This is a genomic window from Lysinibacillus sp. NPDC095746, from assembly GCF_044763535.1.
Taxonomy (GTDB): Bacteria; Bacillota; Bacilli; order Bacillales_A; family Planococcaceae; genus Lysinibacillus.
The window spans coordinates 351,304-372,700 of sequence record NZ_JBIWGL010000001.1 but is presented as its reverse complement, the minus strand read 5'-3'; the positions used below and the strand labels follow the sequence as shown (position 1 = coordinate 372,700).

The following is a 21,397-nucleotide window of genomic DNA, read 5'->3' as shown; positions in this document are numbered from 1 at the left end:
ATTTTTAAAAATCCAGACTTAGACTACGAGAAGCTGTTTCACTAAAATTTAAACAGCTGAATAGCTTTTGCTTTCTCTAATTACTTTGACGGGCAGCTCGGGATGTAGCACACGTCAAAAATTAATTTTATTAAGGAATTAAGAACTTTGCTAGATTTTTTAATAAGAGCGTGTTTTGATTTAATTTTTAATCAAAACACGCTTTTTGGATTTCTTAATATCATGATTTATTTCTTTGGATCAAAATGCTCTTATGAAAAATCTGTATGGATGATTGCTTGTAATCCTTTTTTTATTATTTTTTGATCTGGAATGGAGAAGCGATTCTTACTCTTCTATCAGCGAAGTTCGATGCTTAGCGGCGTTCCTTGCTTGGTTAGCGGCGGAATTTCGTGTTTTAGCGGCGTTCTTCCTGTGGTATCAGCGATTCATACACTTCTATCAGCGAAGCTCGATGCTTTATCAGCGATTCATACACTTCTATCAGCGATATTCGATGCTTTATCAGCGATTCTTGCACTTCTATCAGCGATATTCGATGCTTTATCAGCGATTTTTGCACTTCTATCAGCGAAGTTCGATTCTTTATCAGCGATCTTACTCTTCTATCAGCGATGTTCGGGCGTTGATTACTTAGAAAGCTTCATTCATTTTGCCTGTTGCTACTTCAATTTAAGCTTTCTGCATTCTCTGTATATATTACCAAAACCACTCTCCCGTTGTTTGGATCTACTTCTCTTTCGATATCACGGAAAAAGAAATAACCCTATTTATGCTGATGCTCAGCAATTGTTTTTAAAAAACATTCCATCGAATTTGTCATATAGGCATCTTTTCGTCGAATAAAGACGGTTGAAATCGTACCGTATTGTTTAGGAATTGGATGACAATAAACCTTGCCTGTAGCAGAAAGATGTTCAGCGGCAGATTGTGGTACAAGTGTAACGCCAAGACCGATGGCAACACTGTTTAAAATTGTCTCTAAAATATTAAATTCCATAATTCTTTTTGGCAATAAACCTTCATCTTTGAGCCAGAGTTCTAGCTTGGATCGATAGCCGCAACCTTGATTAGAAACAAGGATTGGTGTAGACATAAATTCCTCAATACGAAAGGCTTTGTTTTGTGATAGGAGAACGAGGTTTTCTGTATACACATCATATTGTTCTAAAACTGGATGTTTAATCGGTCCAGTTATAAAAGCCCCATCTAATTGGTGATCCGCTACTTCTTTAATAAGCTCCTCAGTTAAACCAGCTTGTAGTGTTAAATCGACATTCGGATAACCTTTATAGTAGGACGCTAGAATGGTAGGTAATATACTCACTGTTTCGACTGTACCGATTTTTAAAGTACCAGTCGGTGTATCACTATCTAAAAATACTTGTTTCATTTCCTCAACATCCTGCAAAATTTTATGAACGTAAGCAAGCATTTTTCGTCCTTCTGGATTTAATGTCATTCCTTTTTTATGGCGATAAAATAACGGCGTTTTGAGCTCCTTTTCTAATAGCTTAATACGTGCAGTTACATTGGATTGTACATAATTTAATTCTTTTGCAGCATGGCTAACACTCCCATTATTTGCGACGCTTTTGAAAATCTGTAAATCTCGTAGTTCCATCGAGCATTACCCCCTTAAAAACTATCATTATAAATGATAGTTAATATCACTTTCAATCATTTTACGTGATGTATTTTCTTTTTTATAATTCTCATTGTGCAATAGAGGAACTTAGTTTAAAAACGCTACGTCCTGTGGCAATGACTGAGTGGCCAACATCGTGCGACGAAGCACGAAAGCTGATTCCGCTCGCAATTATGACGAGCCGTAATTGATAGGGTTATATAGAAATGAGGAAAAACATTGAGAAGAAATCAAATAATAGTAGGCGTGATCGCATGTTTAATTGCAAGTATGTCATGGGGAGCCATGTTTCCAGTAGCTGATCATGCGCTTGAATATATCAATCCGCTCTATTTTTCAACGATTCGATATGGAGCGGTATCGATTGTATTAGTCATTTTATTAGGGATGAAGGAAGGGAAGAAAGCATTTCGTTTAGAAGGGAAAGGTAAATTGCTCGTCTTTTTTGGGACGATGGCATTTACAGTTTACAACGTGCTTGTTTTTTTAGGCCAAATGTTAATGGGGAAATCCGGTGTTATGGTAGCGTCGATTATGGAAGCGCTCATGCCGATGATTTCGATTGCTATTCTTTGGGGGTATAAACATGTGAAACCGAAGAGGTATATGATTAGTAGTATGATTATTGCTTTTGTTGGAGCTATTTTTGTTATTACTAAAGGCGATTTGAGTTTCTTTCTTACACTAAAACAAAATCTGGTTTCGCTTGCATTCATTTTAATCGGTGTTATAGGTTGGGTCATCTATACAATGGGCGGTCAAACATTTAATGATTGGTCTACGCTACGCTATTCTACATTAACATGTGTTTTTGGCACAGCTGTAACAGGTATCATCACAATGATCATGACGTTACAAGGAGTTGTATCAGTCCCAAGTATGGAAACGATTTTTGCTATTAAATATGATTTATTGTTTATGATGACACTGCCGGGTATTGTAGCATTGCTTAGTTGGAATTACGGTGTGAAAATCCTATCATCCATTAATGGGATTTTATTTATTAATTTCGTTCCAATCACTACATTGGTCATTATGATGATACAAGGATACAACATAACAATTTTTGATATGGTAGGGACCTTACTTGTTATTTCTGCTCTTATTTGGAATAACATCTGTCAGCGTAGAGAAGAAAACACGAGTCCGCAGGTTGTGCATGAAGAAGAATTGCGGCAGGCTGTTTAATAGTACAAGGCTTATTATTTTTTTGCTTGCTCAATTGCCTTCTAAGCATTTTAACGTAGCGACATTTATACAATTACCTGATTGTTAACGGCTACAGAATCAACGTAAGTATTTAGCGTAGGCATTTAGTGCGATGATAGCGCGTTAATTAAGACCTTCTAGTATCAAATGAAATTCAAATGTACTAAATAAACAATCACGAAACTCCATTTTGATCAAATTTTTTTCAAAATGGAGTTTTTCTTTTTGTTATTAATATGGCGAATCATTTAGATATATTAAGCATTTTATCGGCAGTATATAAACAAATATCGAAGACAAGGATGGGAGCGAGGGCGGAACGGAAATCAATGACATATGATGAGTAGAAATATAGAAGGTATTTTTTCCCTGTATGCCGAAATAAACAAGAGTACAAATAGAGAGCAATATTTCTATATAATTGTACAATTTACCGATGACTACCATCTGATGAGGAGTGATGTAGTATGTATAAAAAAATAACAAGTTGTTTAATCAGTAGGAGAACACTTATTTAGTAGAGAGTTCGAGATTATGGATTTCTCTACTACTAGAGGAGGAATCGGAAGTTTGCTTAGTTTAAGATCAATTGATCAAAGTAATTGGGAAGCTTGTATTCAACTGAAGCCAAAGCAAGAACAGGAAGAGTTTATTGCCTCGAATCTGTATTCAATTGCAGAAAGTAAATTTTTACCACAAATGAAGATCAAGGCAATCTATTGTGGAGAAATACTTATCGGTTTTGCGATGTACGGGATTGATTCCGATGATGGAAACTATTGGATATATCGGTTTATGATTGATGAGCAATTTCAAGGGCGTGGACATGGCAAGGGCGCAATGAAATTAATAATTGAAGACATCCGGAGTAGGGATGATCGCACTGATGTCATCTTGCTCGGGTATCAGCCAGACAATGAGCAAGCAAGAAAACTATACGCCAGTATGGGTTTTAAAGAGTCTGGAATGGCCCCTTGGGGAGAAATGTTAGCAAAATATAGTTTTCATTAGAATGTCTAAATAAATATTAAATGTAACTAATTTTTACGTGGGATGTTCTTAAAGTCTACAAAGGGCTTTAGGAGCATCCCTTTTTATATAATTTTTGCATTTCCAATTTCCCCTTCACATTATCATGTCGTCTCGTTATTAAAAATCTATCAAAAGAGGATAGTTTGAAAAGTTTGCGAGAGATGGACATTTTAACAGCTTCTATATAAAATTTTGTTTTTCTTATCTTGTGTTTTTAATAGATTCTAAAGTGTCTATCAACATAGTTATAAATGAATAATTCAATTTAGCGTGTTTTAATCCGTTTTCGGTTTAAAACACGCTCTTTAACTATACTATTTTCTTTTGCTTTGATACAGGAACTGACCGATTTAAAATACTGTTAGCTATCATTCCAATCATAATAATGATCATACCGATTAGAGATACTCCAACAGGCCAAGAACCATTTAAAAAAAGGATTTCACCAAGAACAGTAAAAATCATTGTTCCAGCTTGCGTTGCTTCCACTGCCCCTAACAAAGACAGGTTATTTTTCGCTATGTCAGTAGCGAAGAAAAATGTCATTGTGGCGATAACACCCGAACATAATGCTAATAAGAAACCTTCCGTGATTTGCCCAGATGTTGGAATGCCAGTTGTTGTCCAACCATAAATTGCTAATAGAATACTGACAGGAAGGCTGCCAATTGCCATGCCTAGCACGCGTTGAAATGTATCTAAGCGACCAGCAACGACTTCCATCATTTTTCGATTACCGAAAGGATATAAGAATGCAGCGATAACTACAGGGAGGAAGCCAGATAAAAATTGAGAAATAGTAATATTTCCAGATTCTGTTAATTACATACAAATGACACCCGTTAAAATAAATAAGGAAACGAGTAAGCTTCGCATTGGGATTTTACCGCGAACTTGTTTAACTCCGGATTTCGTCTCCAATGTAATAAAGAATAACGGGGATAATAACAAACCAGCTAAAATGGTTATTTGCCATGTACCTGCTACGAGCCATGCAGGACTAAATACAGCAGCATAGCTTAATAATGAATAAAATCCAACCCCGGCTATTGTTCCATAGCCAATCCATGCCAAAGGGTGTTTACGCATTTCTACCCATAGTGGACGAAGGTTTTTGCGAAATAGGACGATAAAGAATAAAATGGGTAAAGCGAATAAAAATCGGAAGGAAGCAGTCCAAGCCCAGCTTGTTCCTGATACGTTCATAACTCGATTTATAATAAATGTAGCTGAAAAAAACGCAGATGATAAAATACCTAATAAGATAGCACGCATTTCGTTCGCTCCTTTCTGAATATATACTATAATATAATTATTTGTATAAAAAGTAAATTATAATATACCGAAAGTGGGGTTCATATGAAAGAACAAGAGGATATGCAAACAAAAGAAGTCATTTTGCAAGTTGGTCAATTGTTACGACAAATAAGGAATGAACAGAAATTAAGTTTAGAAGAGTTAGCGAAAAAAACAGGTGTTAGTAAATTAACGTTAGGGAAAATTGAGAGAGGAGAAACGAATCCTACATTAGGCGTCATTTGGAAGATTACAAAAGGATTATCCATTCCGTTATCACGGCTTATGGTGATAGAAGATATAGTAAATGTTGCACGCTGCGGACAAGGAATTATTATAGAAGAAAATCAAATTTGGCGATTAGAGACTATATTTCGTTATAAAAAGGAAACAGGATTGGAAATGCATCGTGCTTGTTTGCAACCGAATAGCGTATATGAGGCAGAACCTCATCATGAAGGAGCTATCGAATATGTAACAGTAATGAAAGGGGAAATTTCGATTCAAGTTGGACAAGAAGTACATGTATTAAACGAGTTTGATTCTATTCAATTTGAAGCAAATAGAAAGCATAGCTATGAAAACAAGGGGAATGAAGTTGCAGTGCTCCATTTAACAATGAAATATTTATCTTGAAATAAGGTATCACGCGTATTTTGATCTTTGGATTTTATGTGCCACGCTGTAGTTGAGAGCTGTATTGACAGCGTGGAATTTAGGAAAGTAAGTATGTTTTACTGATCGTTTATGAGAAATTTGCCTACAAAGCACTTGCTACTAACATCTCCTTTTAGTGCATATAGCCAAAATGGGTGGAGAAAAATATTATGTTTTTCTCCACAGTCTATTTCTTTTTAACTTTCATCAAAATACGGATCTATTGTTGAGCACGAAAAGTGGCTAGCACAGTTTTAGTTAAGATGTTTGTACCGATTTCAAGAGCATCTGTATCAAAGCTCATATAAGGATGATGGAGTCCGGGAGTGAGGTTACAGCCTAGGCCAATCATCGTTGCTTTTAATTGTGGTTTCTTAATTGTGTAAAAATGAAAATCGTCTCCACCAGAGGTGATAAGTGTGGGTATGATATTTGGTTCACCAATAACTTCGGCAATGCCTGTGCGTGCAAATTGTAGGGTTAGCACGTGCGCTTATTATTTGTGATGAGTCTGTATCGGCATTAGATGTATCTATTCAATCGCAAGTACTGAATTTATTGGAGGATTTACAAAAAGAATTTAACTTAACATTATTGTTTATCTCTCATGATTTAAGTGTTGTACGCCATATTTCTAATCGAATTGGCGTAATGTATTTAGGAAAGCTAGTAGAAGAAACAACGACAGATGAAATTTTTAGCAACCCAATGCATCCTTATACAAAAGCACTTTTATCAGCAATTCCTGTGCCAAATCCACGAATAAGACGTGAAAAGATTAAGCTGCAAGGTGAAATCCCTTCTCCATTGAATCCACCAACAGGCTGTGTTTTCCAGACGAGATGCCCTTTTGTAATGGAAAAATGCCGGACGGTGGAGCCGGAGTTAGTCGAACATTCACCTGCCCATAAAACGGCCTGTCATTTATATTACAAGTAGGGGAGTTTTGAGAAATGAAAATTGAAAAAATTATAGTTCGCAAAATGAAGATGACCATGAAATCACCCTTTGAAACAAGTTTTATGAAGCAGCAAGAACGTGTTTTCTTAATTATTGAAGCATATGGTGAGAAGCATGTTGGTTATGGAGAATGTGTTGTTAGCGCTTATCCTTATTATGGAGAAGAAACGGCTTCAACGGCATTCTCTATTATCGATGAATTTTTAATACCACTTGTTATTAATCAGGAATTCAACCACCCTGATGAAGTAAATGAGAAATTTGCTCGTGTGCGACGCAATAATATGGCAAAATCTGCGGTGGAAGCAGCCATTTGGGATTTATATGCAAAAGAGCGGGGCATACCTTTAGCACAAGCACTTGGAGGAGAAAAAAAAGAAATTACAGTTGGCATTAGCCTAGGCATTGAAGAGGATACAAATGTATTGCTAGAAAGCATTGAAGGTTATTTAAAACAAGGGTTCAAAAAAATTAAAATTAAAATTAAGCCTGGAAAAGATATCGAAGTACTACGTGCAATCCGTGATCGTTTTGGTGATATTCCTTTAATGGCAGATGCCAATTCTGCCTACTCGTTAGAAGATCTACCATTATTTAAAGAGATGGATAAATTAAATTTAATGATGATTGAGCAACCACTTGAGCATGATGATATTGTCGATCATCGAAATTTACAAAGAGAACTCAATACACCGATTTGCTTAGATGAAAGTATACATTCATACGATGATGCCAGACGTGCAATTGAACTAGGTAGCTGCAAAGTGATTAATATAAAGGTAGGTCGTGTTGGAGGCTTATCTGAGGCTAAAAAGATTCATGATTTATGTCAGCAGCATCAGATCCCTGTATGGTGTGGAGGCATGCTAGAATCAGGGATTGGTCGTGCTCATAATATTGCCATTACAACACTGTCAAACTTTACAATACCTGGTGATACAGCTCCGTCTTCTCGCTATTGGCATGAGGACATTATTGAGCCAGAGATTGTCATGGATGACCAAGGACATATCCAAGTTTCTAATCTACCAGGTATTGGTTATAATGTTGCGCAAGACAAACTTGAAAAATACACAATAGAAAAATATATTTACGAAGCATAATGAAGGCTTCTCTAAATTTAGCCATACAAAAACTGCACCTGCAATTGTTAGATTGTGTCTAACAATTGGGGTGCAGTTCACTATAAAGATGGAGGATTTAGAGCTCCATTACTACAATCCAAAAATTGTGAAGGTTATTTATGTGTAAAAGTTCTTGCTACAATTGCTCATTTTATTGTATGTGGCTTGACACTCTTTAGCGGGAGAGCGTAAATACCGTGTAGCAGATATTAGCGTCTTTTCATTAAACGCACCTATTACTCTGAAGTAATAGACGAAAATAATACGAAATTTATAATGTGAATTTTTTTAGTTCTACTGACAATGTATTTGTCATTTCTTGAAGTTCTGAAACCTTCTCACTAATTTTTTTGAATGATCCTAACTGTTCTTGAGTAGAAGCGGATATTTCTTCTGTTCCTGCTGCGGTTTCTTCCGTAATAGCTGAAATGTTTTCAATAGCATTGTTCATGTGCTGGCTCATTTCGCTTGTTTTCTCCATATCCTTCGTAAGGTGCTTTAATTGATCATTAATATCTAATACATGAGTTGCAATTACCTCAAAAGACTTTTCTGTATCGGTCATCGATTGTAATTGTTCCTTTGAAAGCTGATGTCCATGCTCTGCCGTAGAAAGAATGCGTGTAATGCCATCTTGTATTTGTGTCACCATTGAAGAGATGAAAGTAGTGGCCTTTTCTGTTTCATGGGATAGTTTTTTCACTTCCTGCGCTACAATGGCGAATCCTTTTCCGGCTTCGCCAGCACGCGCCGCTTCAATTGCAGCATTCAATGCTAAGAGATTTGTTTGATCAGCAATCGCGTGGACTGCATTAGCCGCACCTTCAATTTCTGTTGTGAATTGAGAGAATTGAGTAACAGCCTCTTTAATATTAATCGAAGTGGATGATATATCCTTTGCAATAGAGGATTGTTTCTCTAGTGAGCTACGACCATTTTGAACAGCAGTAAGTGCTTTGTTACCGTTTACTGCGGATTGTTCACTTGTCTCTTGGACAGTAGTAAATTGATCCGCCATCGTATTCATCAGGATAGCCGTTGACTGGATATCTTCTGAAATAGTGAGGCTTCCCTTTGCCAATTCGTCCGTTGATGTAGCAATTTGTTTACTGCCTTCGTTAACGGTTTCAATATAGCTTGTGACATCTTTAGTAAATAGACCAACATTTTTACCTACATGATCAATGGATTGTACGGTGCTTTTTAAGCTAACAATCATTTTGGAAAAGTTCTCAGTCAGTTGATCAACTTCATTGCGACTACCTTTCTTATAGGGAAGGGAAGAGGTATCAATTGTTAAATTCCCTGCAGCCACCAATTGTGCACAATCCACGACTCGGTTAATCGGATTTGTAATTTTTTTCGTTGCGGCATACGAAAAAATAATAGTAGCAATAAGTAGTAGGATACTACCAATTATTGTTGATGTAGTAATAAAAGAAATTTTTTCTGCTACCAAATCATTCGTTTCTTTATACCATTCATTTGTTTCTTCTTTCAGTAGATACATATCGTTCAAAATACCGGATATTCTGAGAGATTGTTTTTTTATCTCAGGACGATTGTGAGCAAGAAATCCTGCCTCTGAAGCTTTTTCTAATTCGTCGTATTTACCCTCGATTTTTTTGATGATGGCCTTATGCTCAGCTATTTTTGCAATAGTTGAGAGTTTTTCTAAATTTACTTTCGTTTCTTGTAAAGTAGAAAGAGCTTCATTTTTATTGGCCTCACTATCTAAAAAAGTGTAGTTATTTAATGATTGGCTCGCTAAAACTAGACTTTGTTCAAGTTCTTTCACTGCCAGCAATAGTTCTGTATCATCTTGTGCAGTTGTTTGTATATCAAATGTTTGAACGATTATAAAACCAATCATAGCCATTGCGAGGACAATGGGAATAAGTATGTTCATGAATAATTTTTTTCGTAGTGTCACTGGCTGTTCCCCTTTTCTGCAGTAACTTTTATTTTACCCGAAACAATATCTTCTTGTGCTTTTTTAATAGCAGCCTGTTGCTCAGGTGTAAGTTTAATAACACGTATATCCGCTAGGCCCACGCCATTATCAGCTAAACCGAATGACAACGATTTTTCGGAAATTTTCCCTTTATCATCTAATGTTTTAGCCATTTTAAAAACAGCTTGGTCGACGTTTTTTAACATTGATGTTACGACAGTTTTTTCTGCAATGTAAAATTGATCAATATCAACTCCGGCCGCATATATGCCCATATCTTCGGCTTTCTTTATGGCACCAAAGCCTGTGAATCCAGCTGCATGATAAATAAAATCTACGCCGTTCTTTATGTAACGTTCTGCGATTGCGGCACCTGCCTCGGTATCATCAAATGTGCCAGCGTACTCACTAACAATTTCGATTGTTGGATTAAAATACCGAGCACCCTCAATAAAGCCGTTTTCAAAATGATGGATAACCGGGACATTTGCACCACCAATAAATCCTAATTTTCCAGTTTTACTCGTCATTGCGGCAACCATTCCAAGTAAAAAGCTTCCTTCCTGCTCTTTAAAAGTGATTGAAGTAATGTTGGCAACATCTGATTGACCATCTATAAGGATAAATTGCTGATCAGGATATTTCTTCGCAGTTTTTTCTAAAGCTTCCTGTACAGAGAAGCCAAGACCAATAATGACGTTATACTTTTCTGCGACAAGTTCCTCTAGCTTCTGCTCGTAATTGCCATCAGGCGCCTCTTTATAATCAAACAAAATACCTAGCTCATCGCGTGCTTTCTCAAGCCCTTTAAAAGCTGAGTCATTAAACGATTCATCACCAAGCCCTGCATCCGAAAGTAAGATACCAATTTTATAGTCATCTTGCGCTTTTTCCTGCTGAGTAATAGAACAGCCTGCTAATAACAAAGCTATTAAGCAAAAGCCCATCATGTATTTTTTCAATATGAATACCTCCAATTATATGTATTATTTATATCGGCAATAAGTTATTTTAAGTCAGAGTTCAGACGATAATTTTTTGTTTTACCATTAAATACTATCAGATTATTTACAATTTACTACAGGAAAATGGGTTTAAATCATTCTCGATATTTTCTATTCACTGAGTATTTAGTTTGTTTTGTAATGGATTTTCTCTATTTATATAGTGAAAAAGGTCGGGGATTAATGTGAAATTTTTGTATATTTTGAAAAACAACCCCTTTTCTTAGCAAATAAAAAGCCTCGCAAACATCTAAAGAGTTTGCGAGACATACGAATGAATTAAACTGCACCAAATAACTTTACTATATTTATTAGTATGATCCCTACAATACCGAAGTCTGAATCACCAAATGTAGTTCCTTCATAGCCAATATCACCCATAAAGATCAGGAGAAGCGCAGGGATAAAGCTAATCATTAATCCGTTGGCAAATGCTCCTACGATAGCACCGCGTCTACCACCAGTTGCATTTCCAAATACTCCTGCAGTAGCACCCGTGAAAAAATGTGGCACTAGCCCAGGTACAATTACTTTTAGCCCTATGAGAGGGAGTATAAACATGGACACTAAACCTGCTACAAAACTAAACAAGAAGCCGATAATAACTGCATTCGGTGCGAACGGAAAAATTGTAGGGCAGTCTAATGCGGGCTTTGTGTTTGGCACAAGTTTATCTGCAATCCCTTTAAAGGCAGGAACAATCTCGGAAATTAGCATTCGCACGCCAGCCAAAATGATATAGACACCAGCGGCAAAAGTAATAGCTTGAATAATGGCAAAGACGATAAAATTCGAACCGCCAGATAATTGTGTCTCAATATAGGATGAACCTGCGAATAGAGCAATGATAATAAAAAATAGACTCATAGTTAAGGACACAGCTACAGATGTATCTTTTAAAAAACCTAGAGATTTAGGGACTTTTATGTCTTCTGTTGATTTGGCTTTGTTTCCAAGCAGCTTCCCAATTTTAGCAGAGACATAATAACCAACACTGCCAAAATGGCCAACAGCAAAATCATCACTGCCAGTTATTTGACGAACAGTTGGTTGTAACATGGCAGGGAATATGACCATACAAAGACCTAGTATAATAGAGCCAACGATGATAAGAGGTGTACCACTCATACCGCCGACTGACAGTGATGCTGCGATTAAACACGCCATAAACAATGTATGATGACCAGTTAAAAATATATATTTAAAAGGCGTAAATCGTGCAAATAATATGTTCATAATCATACCGAAAACCATAATCATAGCAGTAGATGTTCCGAAACTAGTTTGAGCGGCTGCTACAATCGCTTCATTGTTTGGGATAACCCCTTGGATATGAAATGCATGATCAAACATTTTACTAAAATGATTTAAGGAACCAATTAAAACGCTTGCACCTGCGCCAAGTATCACAAAACCCATAATCGTTTTTAACGTCCCAGAAAGTACTGTTGAAGTTGATTTTTTTTGGATTAATAAACCGACAAAAGCGAATAGGCCGACTAATATAGCTGGTGTTCCTAAAATGTCATTCATAATAACATCTAACATATTAACACCTCATCCTATCCATTTTTTAATTAAGTTCAAATTCCTTTATAACAGAGATTTAAGCTTTAATTTAATTTCAGAAATACTCATCATATTAACAATACTAACGATATGACCACTCTCTTCGCCTAATTGATGAACAATATCTTCTGCGCCAATATAAATATCCGCTTTCTCGGCCTTGGCAGATGCTAAATCTGTATGAGTTACTTCTGCAACTTTTCCAAGTTCAGCTAACGCTTTTTTTACATTCAATTCCATAATAAAACTACTGCCTAAGCCATTCCCGCACACTACTAAAATCTTCATCAAGATTACTCCTTTGCCACAATTTGTTGAATTTCTTTGATAATATCGTCTTTATGCTGGCAAGCAATAATGCTGTCTATTTGATTGGGTTCTTGCAAAATCTTTGTTATATCAACTAATGCTTGCAGATGCGACACATGATCAGTTGCCGCCAAGACAATAATTAAGAAAACAGGCTTTTCTGGTCCAAACAACACAGGTTTTTGTAAGCTTAATAAGCTCATGGCTAGCTCATTAACGCCTTCTGTGTGCCGCGCATGAGGAATTGCTACCTTTGGTGTAATGACTACATAAGGTCCGTGTTTTTCAATGGAATGAATCATTGATTCGATATAGCGTTCTTCGATTTTATTGTGTTTTAGTAGTGGACTTGCCGCTAAATGAATCGCTTCCTGCCAAGTATTTACAAAATTTGCGAGTTGTATAGTATCTTTTGTCAGTAACTCAGTTAACAAGTACAACCCTCCTTTCATAGGGATAAACATTCCCCATTCCATGTTATTAATGTTGATTATGGAATTATGTCATTAAAGGATATATTTTTTGTTTGGCTAAATCGATAAGTGTAAAAGGAGCAACCATGACAGTATACTAGATGTCACTAATACTCAACCCATGGCAATAATTATTGAAATAATAAAAATTGTCGATTTTGGGAGTAGTGATGAAAAAATATTGGCCTTTGAGAGTAACGAAATGTAATTGAAATTAAGAGGTGCAAAAGCATCTTAGGGAATAGTATATACATGGAAAATAAGGAAATGTATTTACTTCTTTCTGGTATGCTATATACTTATATGTAATAAATTTCTATTTTAAATGAGAGGAGTATTATATGAAAAAGAAGACTGTTTTATTGACAGGTGCTAGTGAAGGGATAGGATTGGAACTAGCAAAAATATTTGCTACAAATGGAGATAGACTTATTTTGATTGCTCGTAACCAAAAGAAATTAGTCGAGGTTTCCCAAATTCTGAGTCCGCTAACAGAAGTAATTATAATAGAGAAAGATTTATCAAAAATTGGCGCAGCTAAGGAAATCTATGATGAAATAAGATTAAAGGGAGAACACATAGATATACTTGTTAATAATGCTGGGATGGGATTGCAAGGATATTTTCATCAACTATCAGAGCAAGAACAGCTACGCATGATTCAGTTGAATATTATGACTTTAACTGAACTTACTCATTTATGTATACAGGATATGCTAAAAAGTGGTTATGGTCGTATAATGAATATTGCCTCTATTTCATCTTTTATTGCTACGCCAAGTATGGTTGTATATGGAGCAACTAAAGCTTATGTATTGTCTTTTTCAGAAGCATTAAATATAGAACTTCAGAACAAAGGAGATTTTGCTGTAACAGTTGTTTGTCCTGGACCTACTAAAACAAATTTTTCAAAAAATAATAATATGAATCAATTGGATCAAATTGCAAGCATGGTTGGTACTAGACCAGAAAAGGTAGCTGAAATGGCTTATAATTCATTAAAAAAGAAAAAAATTACAAATATACCTGGTAAGCGTTACAAAGTCGCTATAATAAGTATGAGATTCTTACCAAGATATTTAGTTCAATTTTTAATTGGTAAATTGATGCTAAGTAAATAAGGTGGTATTTGAAAAATCTAAATGTTTTATCACAATAAAATTAGTTATTTAACTAACTGACTCTTTTACTAATTTTAAACAGAATCGGAGGTATTCTTTTGGCGAAACCTATTGGAAAATCAAAGCAGGAATTAATACAGGCAGCAATGCAATGTTTAGTAGATAACGGAACTGCAAATTTTACGTTGAAATTGGTTGCTACATATGCTGATGTAACACAGGGGACTATTTATTACCATTTCAAAACGAAAGAACAAATACTTTTAGAAATAATTAAATATATTTGTGAAGATTCTTGGGGAAAATTATTTGAGAATGATCAATTTACAATTAGCGCTGCTCTTGAAATTATAAAAAGTCGTTTTAAAAACGATGCTTTCTATCATAAATTGTTAATTTCATTGATTGTTCTTGGATTTAATAACCCGTTAATAAAAGAGCAACTTGGCCAAGTTTTAATGAATGAAAATGATAGTTTGCTATTTGGTATAAAAAAATTATGGAGAGCTTCACCAATTGATGGGGTATCGTTAACGACATGGAGTATTTTTTTTAATGCATTGATTGATGGCATAGCAATACAGTTAATTACATGTGAGGATTTTCCAATAGATACTTTTTATAAAGAGCTAGAAAAGATACTCATCACGATTCAACAATTGGAAGAGTAAATCTACAATCACTAATAAAAAATGAGAATACAACAAACGATCTATCATAAAAATTTGTAATTTGTTTAGAGGCAGAATAAATTTAATAATAGTTTAAATAAATATTTTCATTTATTCCATAAATTGTTATAATTTGTATTAGTTAACTGACTTAGATAATAATAAATGTGATTTAATCTGAAAAATTAAAAACGGTTTAACTTTGTGTGATGAATACACTCATTATCGAGCGCAAAGTTAAACCGACTGAATTGTTCTCTCATGAAAAGATTGTTTTTTTAGTAATCCAGCGCGCTAAAAGTTCTTACATTCCCTATTTATAAATTTAAAAAAATTCAAAAGAATAGTGAAAGAATGAAAGCTGCAGTGTGTATAGCTCTTCCGGGAATGTTAATTGACGCTATTGTATTAATCTACTTTGATCAAGTTTTTGTAAATTTGTCAGTCGATACAGATAGATTTTTCGCTTCATGGTTAATGTGGGCATACTCATTGATTCTCTTAACTGGATTTTTTAATACAAAGAAATTGGAGGGATAGTTTTGTATAAAAATATATTTATTACTGGGGGGAGTGGAGTACTTGGAACCTCTGTAATTGAGAAACTACATGATTTTAATTTATATTGTTTAGTCCACAGTACGCCACTAAAAAAAGATAATGTTAAAACGATAATAGGTGATATACGTTTTCCTCAGTTAGGTTTAAATGATAACGATTATATTGAGCTATGCGAAAATATAGATTTAATCGTTCATATGGCAGCATTGACAAATTTTAATATGTCATACGAAAAAATTAGTACTACAAATGTAACAGGGACTCTGAATGTTTTAAAACTAGCAAAAGATGCAAATGTGCCATTGTATCATGTGAGCACAGCATATGTTCATAATTTCAATCAAGAGGATTCATACATTACTACGGGTAATGGTTATGAGACTTCTAAAATAGAAGCAGAAAAATATCTTTGTGATAGCGATATTCCTATAACGGTCATCCGACCTTCAATTATTTTAGGCGATTCAAAAACAGGAGAAATTGCTAATGAACAAGGTTTTCATTATATTACCAAATTATTATTACAAAATCGAATACCTATTATACCCGGAGATGCTGAGGCGAAAATAGATATAGTGTCACAAGACTATGTCGCTAATGTTATTTCTCATTTAATAAGGAGTAATAAAGCTGGAGGAGAATTTTTTGTAACATTAGGAAATAATGCACCGAATTTAGAGGAGGTAATCCATAATATTATACATTCTGGTATTAAGATTACAGGTCAGTCGCTTTCTATACCAAAAATAGTATCGGGCGAGATGTTTGATCGATTAATAAAACCAGTATTTCTACCAAAATTACCTATACAATATCGGAGAGAAATAAAAGTCGCTTTGTATATGTTTAAGTATATAAATATTAGTGGTTGTTTACCTAGTTCCATGGAATCCCTGTGTAATACCTTTGGAATGGAAGAACATCGCGATATAAAGGAGGTTATATATAATAATGTGAAGTATCTTGTAGAAAATGAATCACTAAAAGCTACTGTATAAAAATTTTTATGTTAGTAGGATATTCAGAGACTCTAATGAAAAAGTCCTTTTGAATGATGAAGGAATGTTACCGATTGGACCTATGAAGAAGGATAATAATAATTTCTTTTAACATCAATATGAAGTATTCTATGAATTTCATATAACTTAAAAACGGATCAAATCGATTATACAATAAATATATATAGAGGGAAGATCTAATGGGCAAAATTGAGAGAAAAGCTGTAGTAAATATGTATCGAGATCATGTAAATAGTGGTTTTGCAAAACTGACTGAACTAATGCAAGTACCACTCCAAGTTACATCTAATGGATGTTATGTGTATGATGAGGCTGGAGAGAAGTACTTAGATTGTGGTGGATATGGAGTATTCTTATTAGGTCATTCTCACCCCCGTATTATTGATAGAATAAAGCAACAACTAGATAAGGCTGCGCTATCAAATAAACTATTAATAAATCCAGAAATGGGTAAAGCCGCTAAGTCATTGGTAGAAATTACTCCCGAGGGTTTAGATTACGTACTTTTTTTAAACTCAGGAACAGAAGCAGTTGAAGCTGGATTAAAAATAGCAAGACTAAATAATCGTAGTACGATTATCTCTACAAAACAAGGTTTTCATGGGAAAACACTTGGAGCTCTTAGTGCGACTGGTAGAAGGGAGTTTCAAGAACCCTTTAAACCACTTTTACCAGATGTTTACCATGTTTCATATGGATCGCTGATAGAACTCGAAAAAACATTAAGAAACCATCAGGCAAATGCAGTTGTAATATTAGAACCTATTCAAGGAGAAGGTGGAGTAAATATACCGCCCCAAGGTTACTTTCATGGTGTTAGAGAATTATGTGATAAATATGAAGCATTATTAATAATTGATGAAATACAAACTGGCCTAGGTAGATTAGGCGACTGGTGGGGAATAAATCAAGAGGGAATAGTTCCTGATATGTTGTTAACTGGAAAAATATTAAGCGGTGGAGTTATACCTGTTTCTGCTGTATTGGCAAATGAAAGAGTATTTGAGCCGTTGAATAAAAATCCTTTGCTACATACCTCAACATACTCGGGAAATCCTCTAGCAATGGTGGCAGTACAAGAAACGATTCGCGTAATTCAAGAAGAGGAACTTATTTTAAAATCAAAAAAAATAGGAGAAAGATTCCAAAAATTCTTTGGAGAAATTCTAAAAGAGAATAAAGTTGGGCTTGCTGATATACGCGGAAGAGGTTTATTGTGGGGATTTGAATTTGAAAATAGTGGACTATCAGGGAGATTTATGATGGGTCTTTTGAAGAAAAAGATTATTGTGTCTACTTCTCTAAATTCTAATAAAGTAGTCCGAATTACACCTCCTGCGATTTTAGAGGATCAACAGATAGAATATATTGAAAATTCTATTAAAGATGTAATAAATCAAATAGCAAATATCAGTGTGAAAATATAATGATACTAGGGGGATAGTATGGGAAAAATTATTATAACATCTTGTATACCGGGTACGAAAGCACTAGAAATATATCTTAAAATATCTGATTTCAGTAAATATTCTAACTTCATCGATGTGATACGAGATATATCTGTAGAAGTAATAAACGATAATTCAAGTATATCGAAGTGGGAAGTAGATTTTGAAAATGGAGTTCTTTGCTGGAAAGAAAAAGATTCTTTTGATAGGGCGGCATTGAGTATTAATTTTGAAAAGTTTGAAGGTGATATAGATAAATTTATTGGAAATTGGAGTGTGAGACAGGAACAAAATGATTCAATATTAACATTTGAAGCAGAATATGATTTGGGCATGTCTTTATTAGAAGATATTCTAGATCCAATTGCGGGTGATATTCTTGCACATACAATACAAGAAATATTAAAAGGCCTCTTTTCCGATGTCCAATTTATAGACATTAATATACGGACACTAGCCTTAAAGGAGGAGATTTAATGACACAATTTCTAGCTAAAGAACGAGCGGTATTAGAAAAATATTTCCCAGGTTTTGATGATTTTTTAACCTCTTTCTCTTTTGAAGAACGGGAAGAAGAAACTAAAATTCTCATAAATAAATTTAGAAATATAAATGGTACTTCTTTATTGATTCCAAAAGAATTTGGTGGTATTGGAGCAAATATTATTGAAAGTCTATCTATTCAAAGAGCAATAGCAACTAGATCTCCATCATTAGCAATAGCATTTACGATGCATCATTTTTCAGTTGCATCTTTAGTTGAAATTGTTCAATCTAATGGGCACTTAGATACTGTATTAAAATTAATAGTTGAAGAAAAATTCTTATTATCTTCCTGTTTTGCGGAAGGAAATTCAAATAATACTTTTTCGCCTTCAGTAAGTGCTGAAGACAAAGGAGATTATTTTATTATTAATGGTACAAAAAAGCCTTGTACTTTATCCAAATCTATGGATATTTTAACAGGCAGTGTAAAACTACCGGATGGAAGACTTGGTATTTTCACAATTCCTAAAAATAGTCAGGGAATTGAAGTGAGAGAGTTTTGGAAACATTGGATATTAAAGGGGAGCGAAACAGAAGAGATCGTATTAAAAGATGTAAAAGTACCTAAAGATTCAATGTTTGTTGCAGGAAATGAGAAAGAATTACATCCTTCAATTGTGAATGGCTTAATATGGTTTGAATTAATAGTTTCTACATCATATATTGGCGTTTGTTCTTCTTTGATTGAGAAAGTAATTTCACAGGGGAATTTGCCTACTTTTGAAGTAAGGAGCATGGTTTCATTAATAGAGACAGCGATGAATGCTATTGAAGGTTTAGCACACAAGTTTAGCTTGAATTATTCTGAAAATATACTACCTGAAGTAATTTTTGTGCGTAAAAGTATAGAAGATATTATTAAGAGTGTTGCTTCTGATGCAACAAAACTTTTAGGTGGAATGCAATTTCTTACAAATAAAGAGATATCTTATCAATTATTGGTTTGTCAGTTACTTCATTTCCATCCACCAGCAAAACAAGAATCTTATCAAATAATGGATAACTTTTTGAAGTATTCTCCAGAACGTGTTCTAAGCTAAATCGAATCAACGAAAGAGAATGATGCATTAAAGACCGCTGTTATAGAAAAAGAATGGCATGTTCGGAATTACCTTTTCAGCGGGTGTCTAATCACCCGCTGAAAGCAGGTAAGCTTCCAGAGGCAATTATGCTGAAGTATAATTGATTGGGATAAGTAATGAAAAATACTTTTAAAAATTCGCGATACTTCTTGGAATAGCGAACAGACCGTGGTGCAATATCATCTACAGGCTTGTTACGCGTTTGGAGAAGTAGAGCGAATTTTCTTTTTGGTGTGAAGTAGAATAGAAGGTAAATAAAAACAAAGAAAAAATTGTTCTAACTTTTTCATTTTAGCTTACACTTACTATAGGACGAACTTAGTGTTGAGCAAGGGAGGAAATGACATAGCGAAAAAAATGGGAATTGTCGCGCTACTTTTATTCGGTGTTTATGTGCTGTGTATGTATTGGTATATATTCCATAGCGGTGGTGGTACAATACCCCGTGCGATGCAAGGGACAGCTGCAGATCCAGTGATGTTTATGTCCGAAAAAGAACTATACTTAAGCGGTGAATATTCTAAAATACGGAACTTCCTATTCTTTGTTGCTACACCTTTGGAATGGTTAATTTATTTCATAATTTTAACTATGGGCGTATCACGTTACTTTGAAAAGGTGGCGACGTCACAAACAAAATGGAAGCTGTTACAAAATGCAAGCTACTTATTCTTATTATCATTTTTACTATATGTTGTACTATTCCCACTCGATTATTATCGTTACAATTTAAGCAAAACTTACGGAATTAGTACACAAGGTTTTTCTTCATGGATGCGAGACGGCATTATTGATTTTTGGGTTAACTTTGGCATGAGTTTAATTATCGTATCTGTCCTTTATTGGCTCATCAAAAAAAGTGCCAAAAGATGGTGGTTATATGCATGGCTTCTAACGATTCCATTTACAATATTCGTGATGTTCATTCAACCTGTAGTCATCGATCCTTTATATAATGATTTTTATCCGTTAAAAAATAAGGAGCTAGAAGAGAAAATTTTGTCTATAGCTGCACAGGCTAATATACCAGCAGAGCACGTCTATGAAGTCAACATGGCAGAAAAAACAAATGCTTTAAATGCCTATGTAACGGGTATTGGCAGTAATTCAAGAATTGTACTATGGGATACAACCTTAAATCGTTTAACGGATAATGAAATATTATTTATCATGGCACATGAAATGGGACACTATGTTGAGAAGCATATTTATTTTGGGATTGCTGGGTATCTTCTGTTATCATTGCTAGGCTTATGGCTAACAGCGAAATGTTTGAGATGGTTCATTGGACGTTACGGGCAGGTATTAAAAATTAAAAAAATCGGGGATATAAGCTCTTATCCATTGTTCTTACTCCTAACATCTGTCTTATTATTTGCTTCGAGCCCTCTGTCGAATTATATTTCGCGGTATCAGGAAAATAGAGCTGATCAATATGCGATTTCACTAACGGGCGATCGAGAGTCCGCAATTACTGCATTCCAGAAGCTAACGATATCTGGTTTAAGTGAGGTAAATCCACAGTTACTCGTAAAGTGGTTCCGTTATACACATCCGCCTATGCTTGAACGTATTTATAAGGTAGCGGAGAAGGCTGAAGAGAATAAAGAAGAGCCGTTAAAAGAAGTACCGATAAAAGAGGAGCAGAAAAAAGAACAGCAGAAGAAATAAAGAAACAAATGTCGTTGTTTTAACTGCAATAGTGCCCTACTCA

General features: G+C 34.8%; 18 protein-coding genes and 3 pseudogenes. 13 read left to right on the top strand and 8 right to left on the bottom strand.

The genetic code is table 11. The features are described from left to right. Positions 1-766: 766 nt before the first annotated feature. Positions 767-1,624 carry a LysR family transcriptional regulator gene (locus ACIQ7N_RS01880; RefSeq protein ID WP_402929882.1) on the bottom strand — a complete coding sequence of 286 codons (858 nt, stop codon included), beginning with the start codon at positions 1,622-1,624 and terminating at the stop codon, positions 767-769. Between the two features lie 243 nt (positions 1,625-1,867). Here ACIQ7N_RS01880 and ACIQ7N_RS01875 point away from each other — a divergent pair, with 243 nt between their 5' ends. Continuing rightward, positions 1,868-2,836 (top strand): DMT family transporter, encoded by a 969-nt coding sequence (locus ACIQ7N_RS01875; protein ID WP_402929881.1) that lies wholly within the window; start codon positions 1,868-1,870, stop codon positions 2,834-2,836. A 591-nt stretch (positions 2,837-3,427) separates the two neighbouring features. Next, positions 3,428-3,868, top strand: a complete 441-nt coding sequence (locus ACIQ7N_RS01870) for a GNAT family N-acetyltransferase (RefSeq protein WP_132359373.1) — start codon at positions 3,428-3,430, stop codon at positions 3,866-3,868. Between the two features lie 330 nt (positions 3,869-4,198). Here ACIQ7N_RS01870 and ACIQ7N_RS01865 read toward each other — a convergent pair. After that, positions 4,199-5,164: pseudogene (locus ACIQ7N_RS01865) on the bottom strand (DMT family transporter). Between the two features lie 84 nt (positions 5,165-5,248). Between ACIQ7N_RS01865 and ACIQ7N_RS01860 the strand changes: the two are divergent. Continuing rightward, positions 5,249-5,821, top strand: coding sequence for a helix-turn-helix domain-containing protein (locus ACIQ7N_RS01860; protein WP_132359369.1), 573 nt, complete (start codon positions 5,249-5,251; stop codon positions 5,819-5,821). A gap of 241 nt (positions 5,822-6,062) precedes the next feature. Here the strand turns inward: ACIQ7N_RS01860 and ACIQ7N_RS01855 are convergent, their stop codons facing one another. After that, on the bottom strand, positions 6,063-6,329 hold the full coding sequence (locus tag ACIQ7N_RS01855) for a M20/M25/M40 family metallo-hydrolase (RefSeq protein ID WP_402929878.1): 267 nt from the start codon (positions 6,327-6,329) through the stop codon (positions 6,063-6,065). Between ACIQ7N_RS01855 and ACIQ7N_RS01850 the strand changes: the two are divergent. Together ACIQ7N_RS01850 and menC are read left to right on the top strand one after the other, a co-directional pair. Continuing rightward, positions 6,311-6,781, top strand: a pseudogene (locus ACIQ7N_RS01850) (oligopeptide/dipeptide ABC transporter ATP-binding protein); the annotation flags it as partial. The gene ACIQ7N_RS01855 and the pseudogene ACIQ7N_RS01850 sit on opposite strands and share 19 nt — an antisense overlap. 14 nt (positions 6,782-6,795) lie before the next feature. Next, positions 6,796-7,905 carry an o-succinylbenzoate synthase gene (menC, locus tag ACIQ7N_RS01845; RefSeq protein WP_402929876.1) on the top strand — a complete coding sequence of 370 codons (1,110 nt, stop codon included), beginning with the start codon at positions 6,796-6,798 and terminating at the stop codon, positions 7,903-7,905. 292 nt (positions 7,906-8,197) lie between these two features. Here the strand turns inward: menC and ACIQ7N_RS01840 are convergent, their stop codons facing one another. From ACIQ7N_RS01840 to ACIQ7N_RS01820, 5 genes are all read right to left on the bottom strand, one after another. After that, positions 8,198-9,859, bottom strand: a complete 1,662-nt coding sequence (locus ACIQ7N_RS01840; RefSeq protein WP_402929874.1) for a methyl-accepting chemotaxis protein — start codon at positions 9,857-9,859, stop codon at positions 8,198-8,200. Continuing rightward, positions 9,856-10,830, bottom strand: coding sequence for a BMP family lipoprotein (locus ACIQ7N_RS01835; RefSeq protein ID WP_402929938.1), 975 nt, complete (start codon positions 10,828-10,830; stop codon positions 9,856-9,858). The genes ACIQ7N_RS01840 and ACIQ7N_RS01835 overlap by 4 nt, the downstream gene beginning before the upstream one ends. A 333-nt stretch (positions 10,831-11,163) precedes the next feature. Then, positions 11,164-12,432, bottom strand: coding sequence for a PTS ascorbate transporter subunit IIC (locus ACIQ7N_RS01830; protein ID WP_402929872.1), 1,269 nt, complete (start codon positions 12,430-12,432; stop codon positions 11,164-11,166). Between the two features lie 45 nt (positions 12,433-12,477). Beyond that, a complete protein-coding gene (locus ACIQ7N_RS01825; protein WP_402929870.1) occupies positions 12,478-12,741 on the bottom strand; it encodes a PTS sugar transporter subunit IIB in 264 nt (87 codons plus the stop codon). 5 nt (positions 12,742-12,746) lie between these two features. Next, positions 12,747-13,196, bottom strand: a complete 450-nt coding sequence (locus ACIQ7N_RS01820) for a PTS sugar transporter subunit IIA (RefSeq protein ID WP_402929868.1) — start codon at positions 13,194-13,196, stop codon at positions 12,747-12,749. A gap of 380 nt (positions 13,197-13,576) precedes the next feature. On the opposite strand from ACIQ7N_RS01820, the gene ACIQ7N_RS01815 reads away from it, so the two are divergent. The 8 genes and pseudogenes from ACIQ7N_RS01815 to ACIQ7N_RS01780 all read left to right on the top strand — a co-directional run bounded on the left by ACIQ7N_RS01815 (position 13,577) and on the right by ACIQ7N_RS01780 (position 21,354). Then, on the top strand, positions 13,577-14,356 hold the full coding sequence (locus tag ACIQ7N_RS01815) for an SDR family NAD(P)-dependent oxidoreductase (protein WP_402929866.1): 780 nt from the start codon (positions 13,577-13,579) through the stop codon (positions 14,354-14,356). A gap of 98 nt (positions 14,357-14,454) precedes the next feature. Further along, positions 14,455-15,027, top strand: coding sequence for a TetR/AcrR family transcriptional regulator (locus tag ACIQ7N_RS01810; protein ID WP_402929864.1), 573 nt, complete (start codon positions 14,455-14,457; stop codon positions 15,025-15,027). Between the two features lie 309 nt (positions 15,028-15,336). Further along, positions 15,337-15,567: pseudogene (locus ACIQ7N_RS01805) on the top strand (DUF5367 domain-containing protein); the annotation flags it as partial. 2 nt (positions 15,568-15,569) lie between these two features. Then, positions 15,570-16,586: an SDR family oxidoreductase gene (locus tag ACIQ7N_RS01800; protein WP_274067336.1), complete on the top strand. Its 1,017-nt coding sequence runs from the start codon at positions 15,570-15,572 to the stop codon at positions 16,584-16,586. Positions 16,587-16,786: 200 nt separating this feature from the next. Beyond that, positions 16,787-18,034: an aspartate aminotransferase family protein gene (locus tag ACIQ7N_RS01795; RefSeq protein ID WP_402929863.1), complete on the top strand. Its 1,248-nt coding sequence runs from the start codon at positions 16,787-16,789 to the stop codon at positions 18,032-18,034. A gap of 18 nt (positions 18,035-18,052) precedes the next feature. Next, positions 18,053-18,532: an SRPBCC family protein gene (locus ACIQ7N_RS01790; protein WP_402929861.1), complete on the top strand. Its 480-nt coding sequence runs from the start codon at positions 18,053-18,055 to the stop codon at positions 18,530-18,532. Next, positions 18,532-19,641, top strand: a complete 1,110-nt coding sequence (locus ACIQ7N_RS01785; RefSeq protein WP_402929860.1) for a hypothetical protein — start codon at positions 18,532-18,534, stop codon at positions 19,639-19,641. Before ACIQ7N_RS01790 ends, ACIQ7N_RS01785 begins: the two co-directional genes overlap by 1 nt. 387 nt (positions 19,642-20,028) lie before the next feature. After that, positions 20,029-21,354 (top strand): M48 family metallopeptidase, encoded by a 1,326-nt coding sequence (locus tag ACIQ7N_RS01780; RefSeq protein WP_402929936.1) that lies wholly within the window; start codon positions 20,029-20,031, stop codon positions 21,352-21,354. The last annotated feature ends 43 nt before the right edge of the window (positions 21,355-21,397 follow it).

Bases quoted from the DNA above. Each gene is read 5' to 3' on its own strand.
- menC (WP_402929876.1), top strand. From the start codon at position 6,796: ATGAAAATTGAAAAAATTATAGTTCGCAAAATGAAGATGACCATGAAA.
- ACIQ7N_RS01795 (WP_402929863.1), top strand. From the start codon at position 16,787: ATGGGCAAAATTGAGAGAAAAGCTGTAGTAAATATGTATCGAGATCAT.
- ACIQ7N_RS01880 (WP_402929882.1), bottom strand. From the start codon at position 1,624: ATGGAACTACGAGATTTACAGATTTTCAAAAGCGTCGCAAATAATGGG.
- ACIQ7N_RS01790 (WP_402929861.1), top strand. From the start codon at position 18,053: ATGGGAAAAATTATTATAACATCTTGTATACCGGGTACGAAAGCACTA.
- ACIQ7N_RS01785 (WP_402929860.1), top strand. From the start codon at position 18,532: ATGACACAATTTCTAGCTAAAGAACGAGCGGTATTAGAAAAATATTTC.
- ACIQ7N_RS01825 (WP_402929870.1), bottom strand. From the start codon at position 12,741: ATGAAGATTTTAGTAGTGTGCGGGAATGGCTTAGGCAGTAGTTTTATT.
- ACIQ7N_RS01815 (WP_402929866.1), top strand. From the start codon at position 13,577: ATGAAAAAGAAGACTGTTTTATTGACAGGTGCTAGTGAAGGGATAGGA.
- ACIQ7N_RS01835 (WP_402929938.1), bottom strand. From the start codon at position 10,830: ATGATGGGCTTTTGCTTAATAGCTTTGTTATTAGCAGGCTGTTCTATT.
- ACIQ7N_RS01830 (WP_402929872.1), bottom strand. From the start codon at position 12,432: ATGTTAGATGTTATTATGAATGACATTTTAGGAACACCAGCTATATTA.
- ACIQ7N_RS01860 (WP_132359369.1), top strand. From the start codon at position 5,249: ATGAAAGAACAAGAGGATATGCAAACAAAAGAAGTCATTTTGCAAGTT.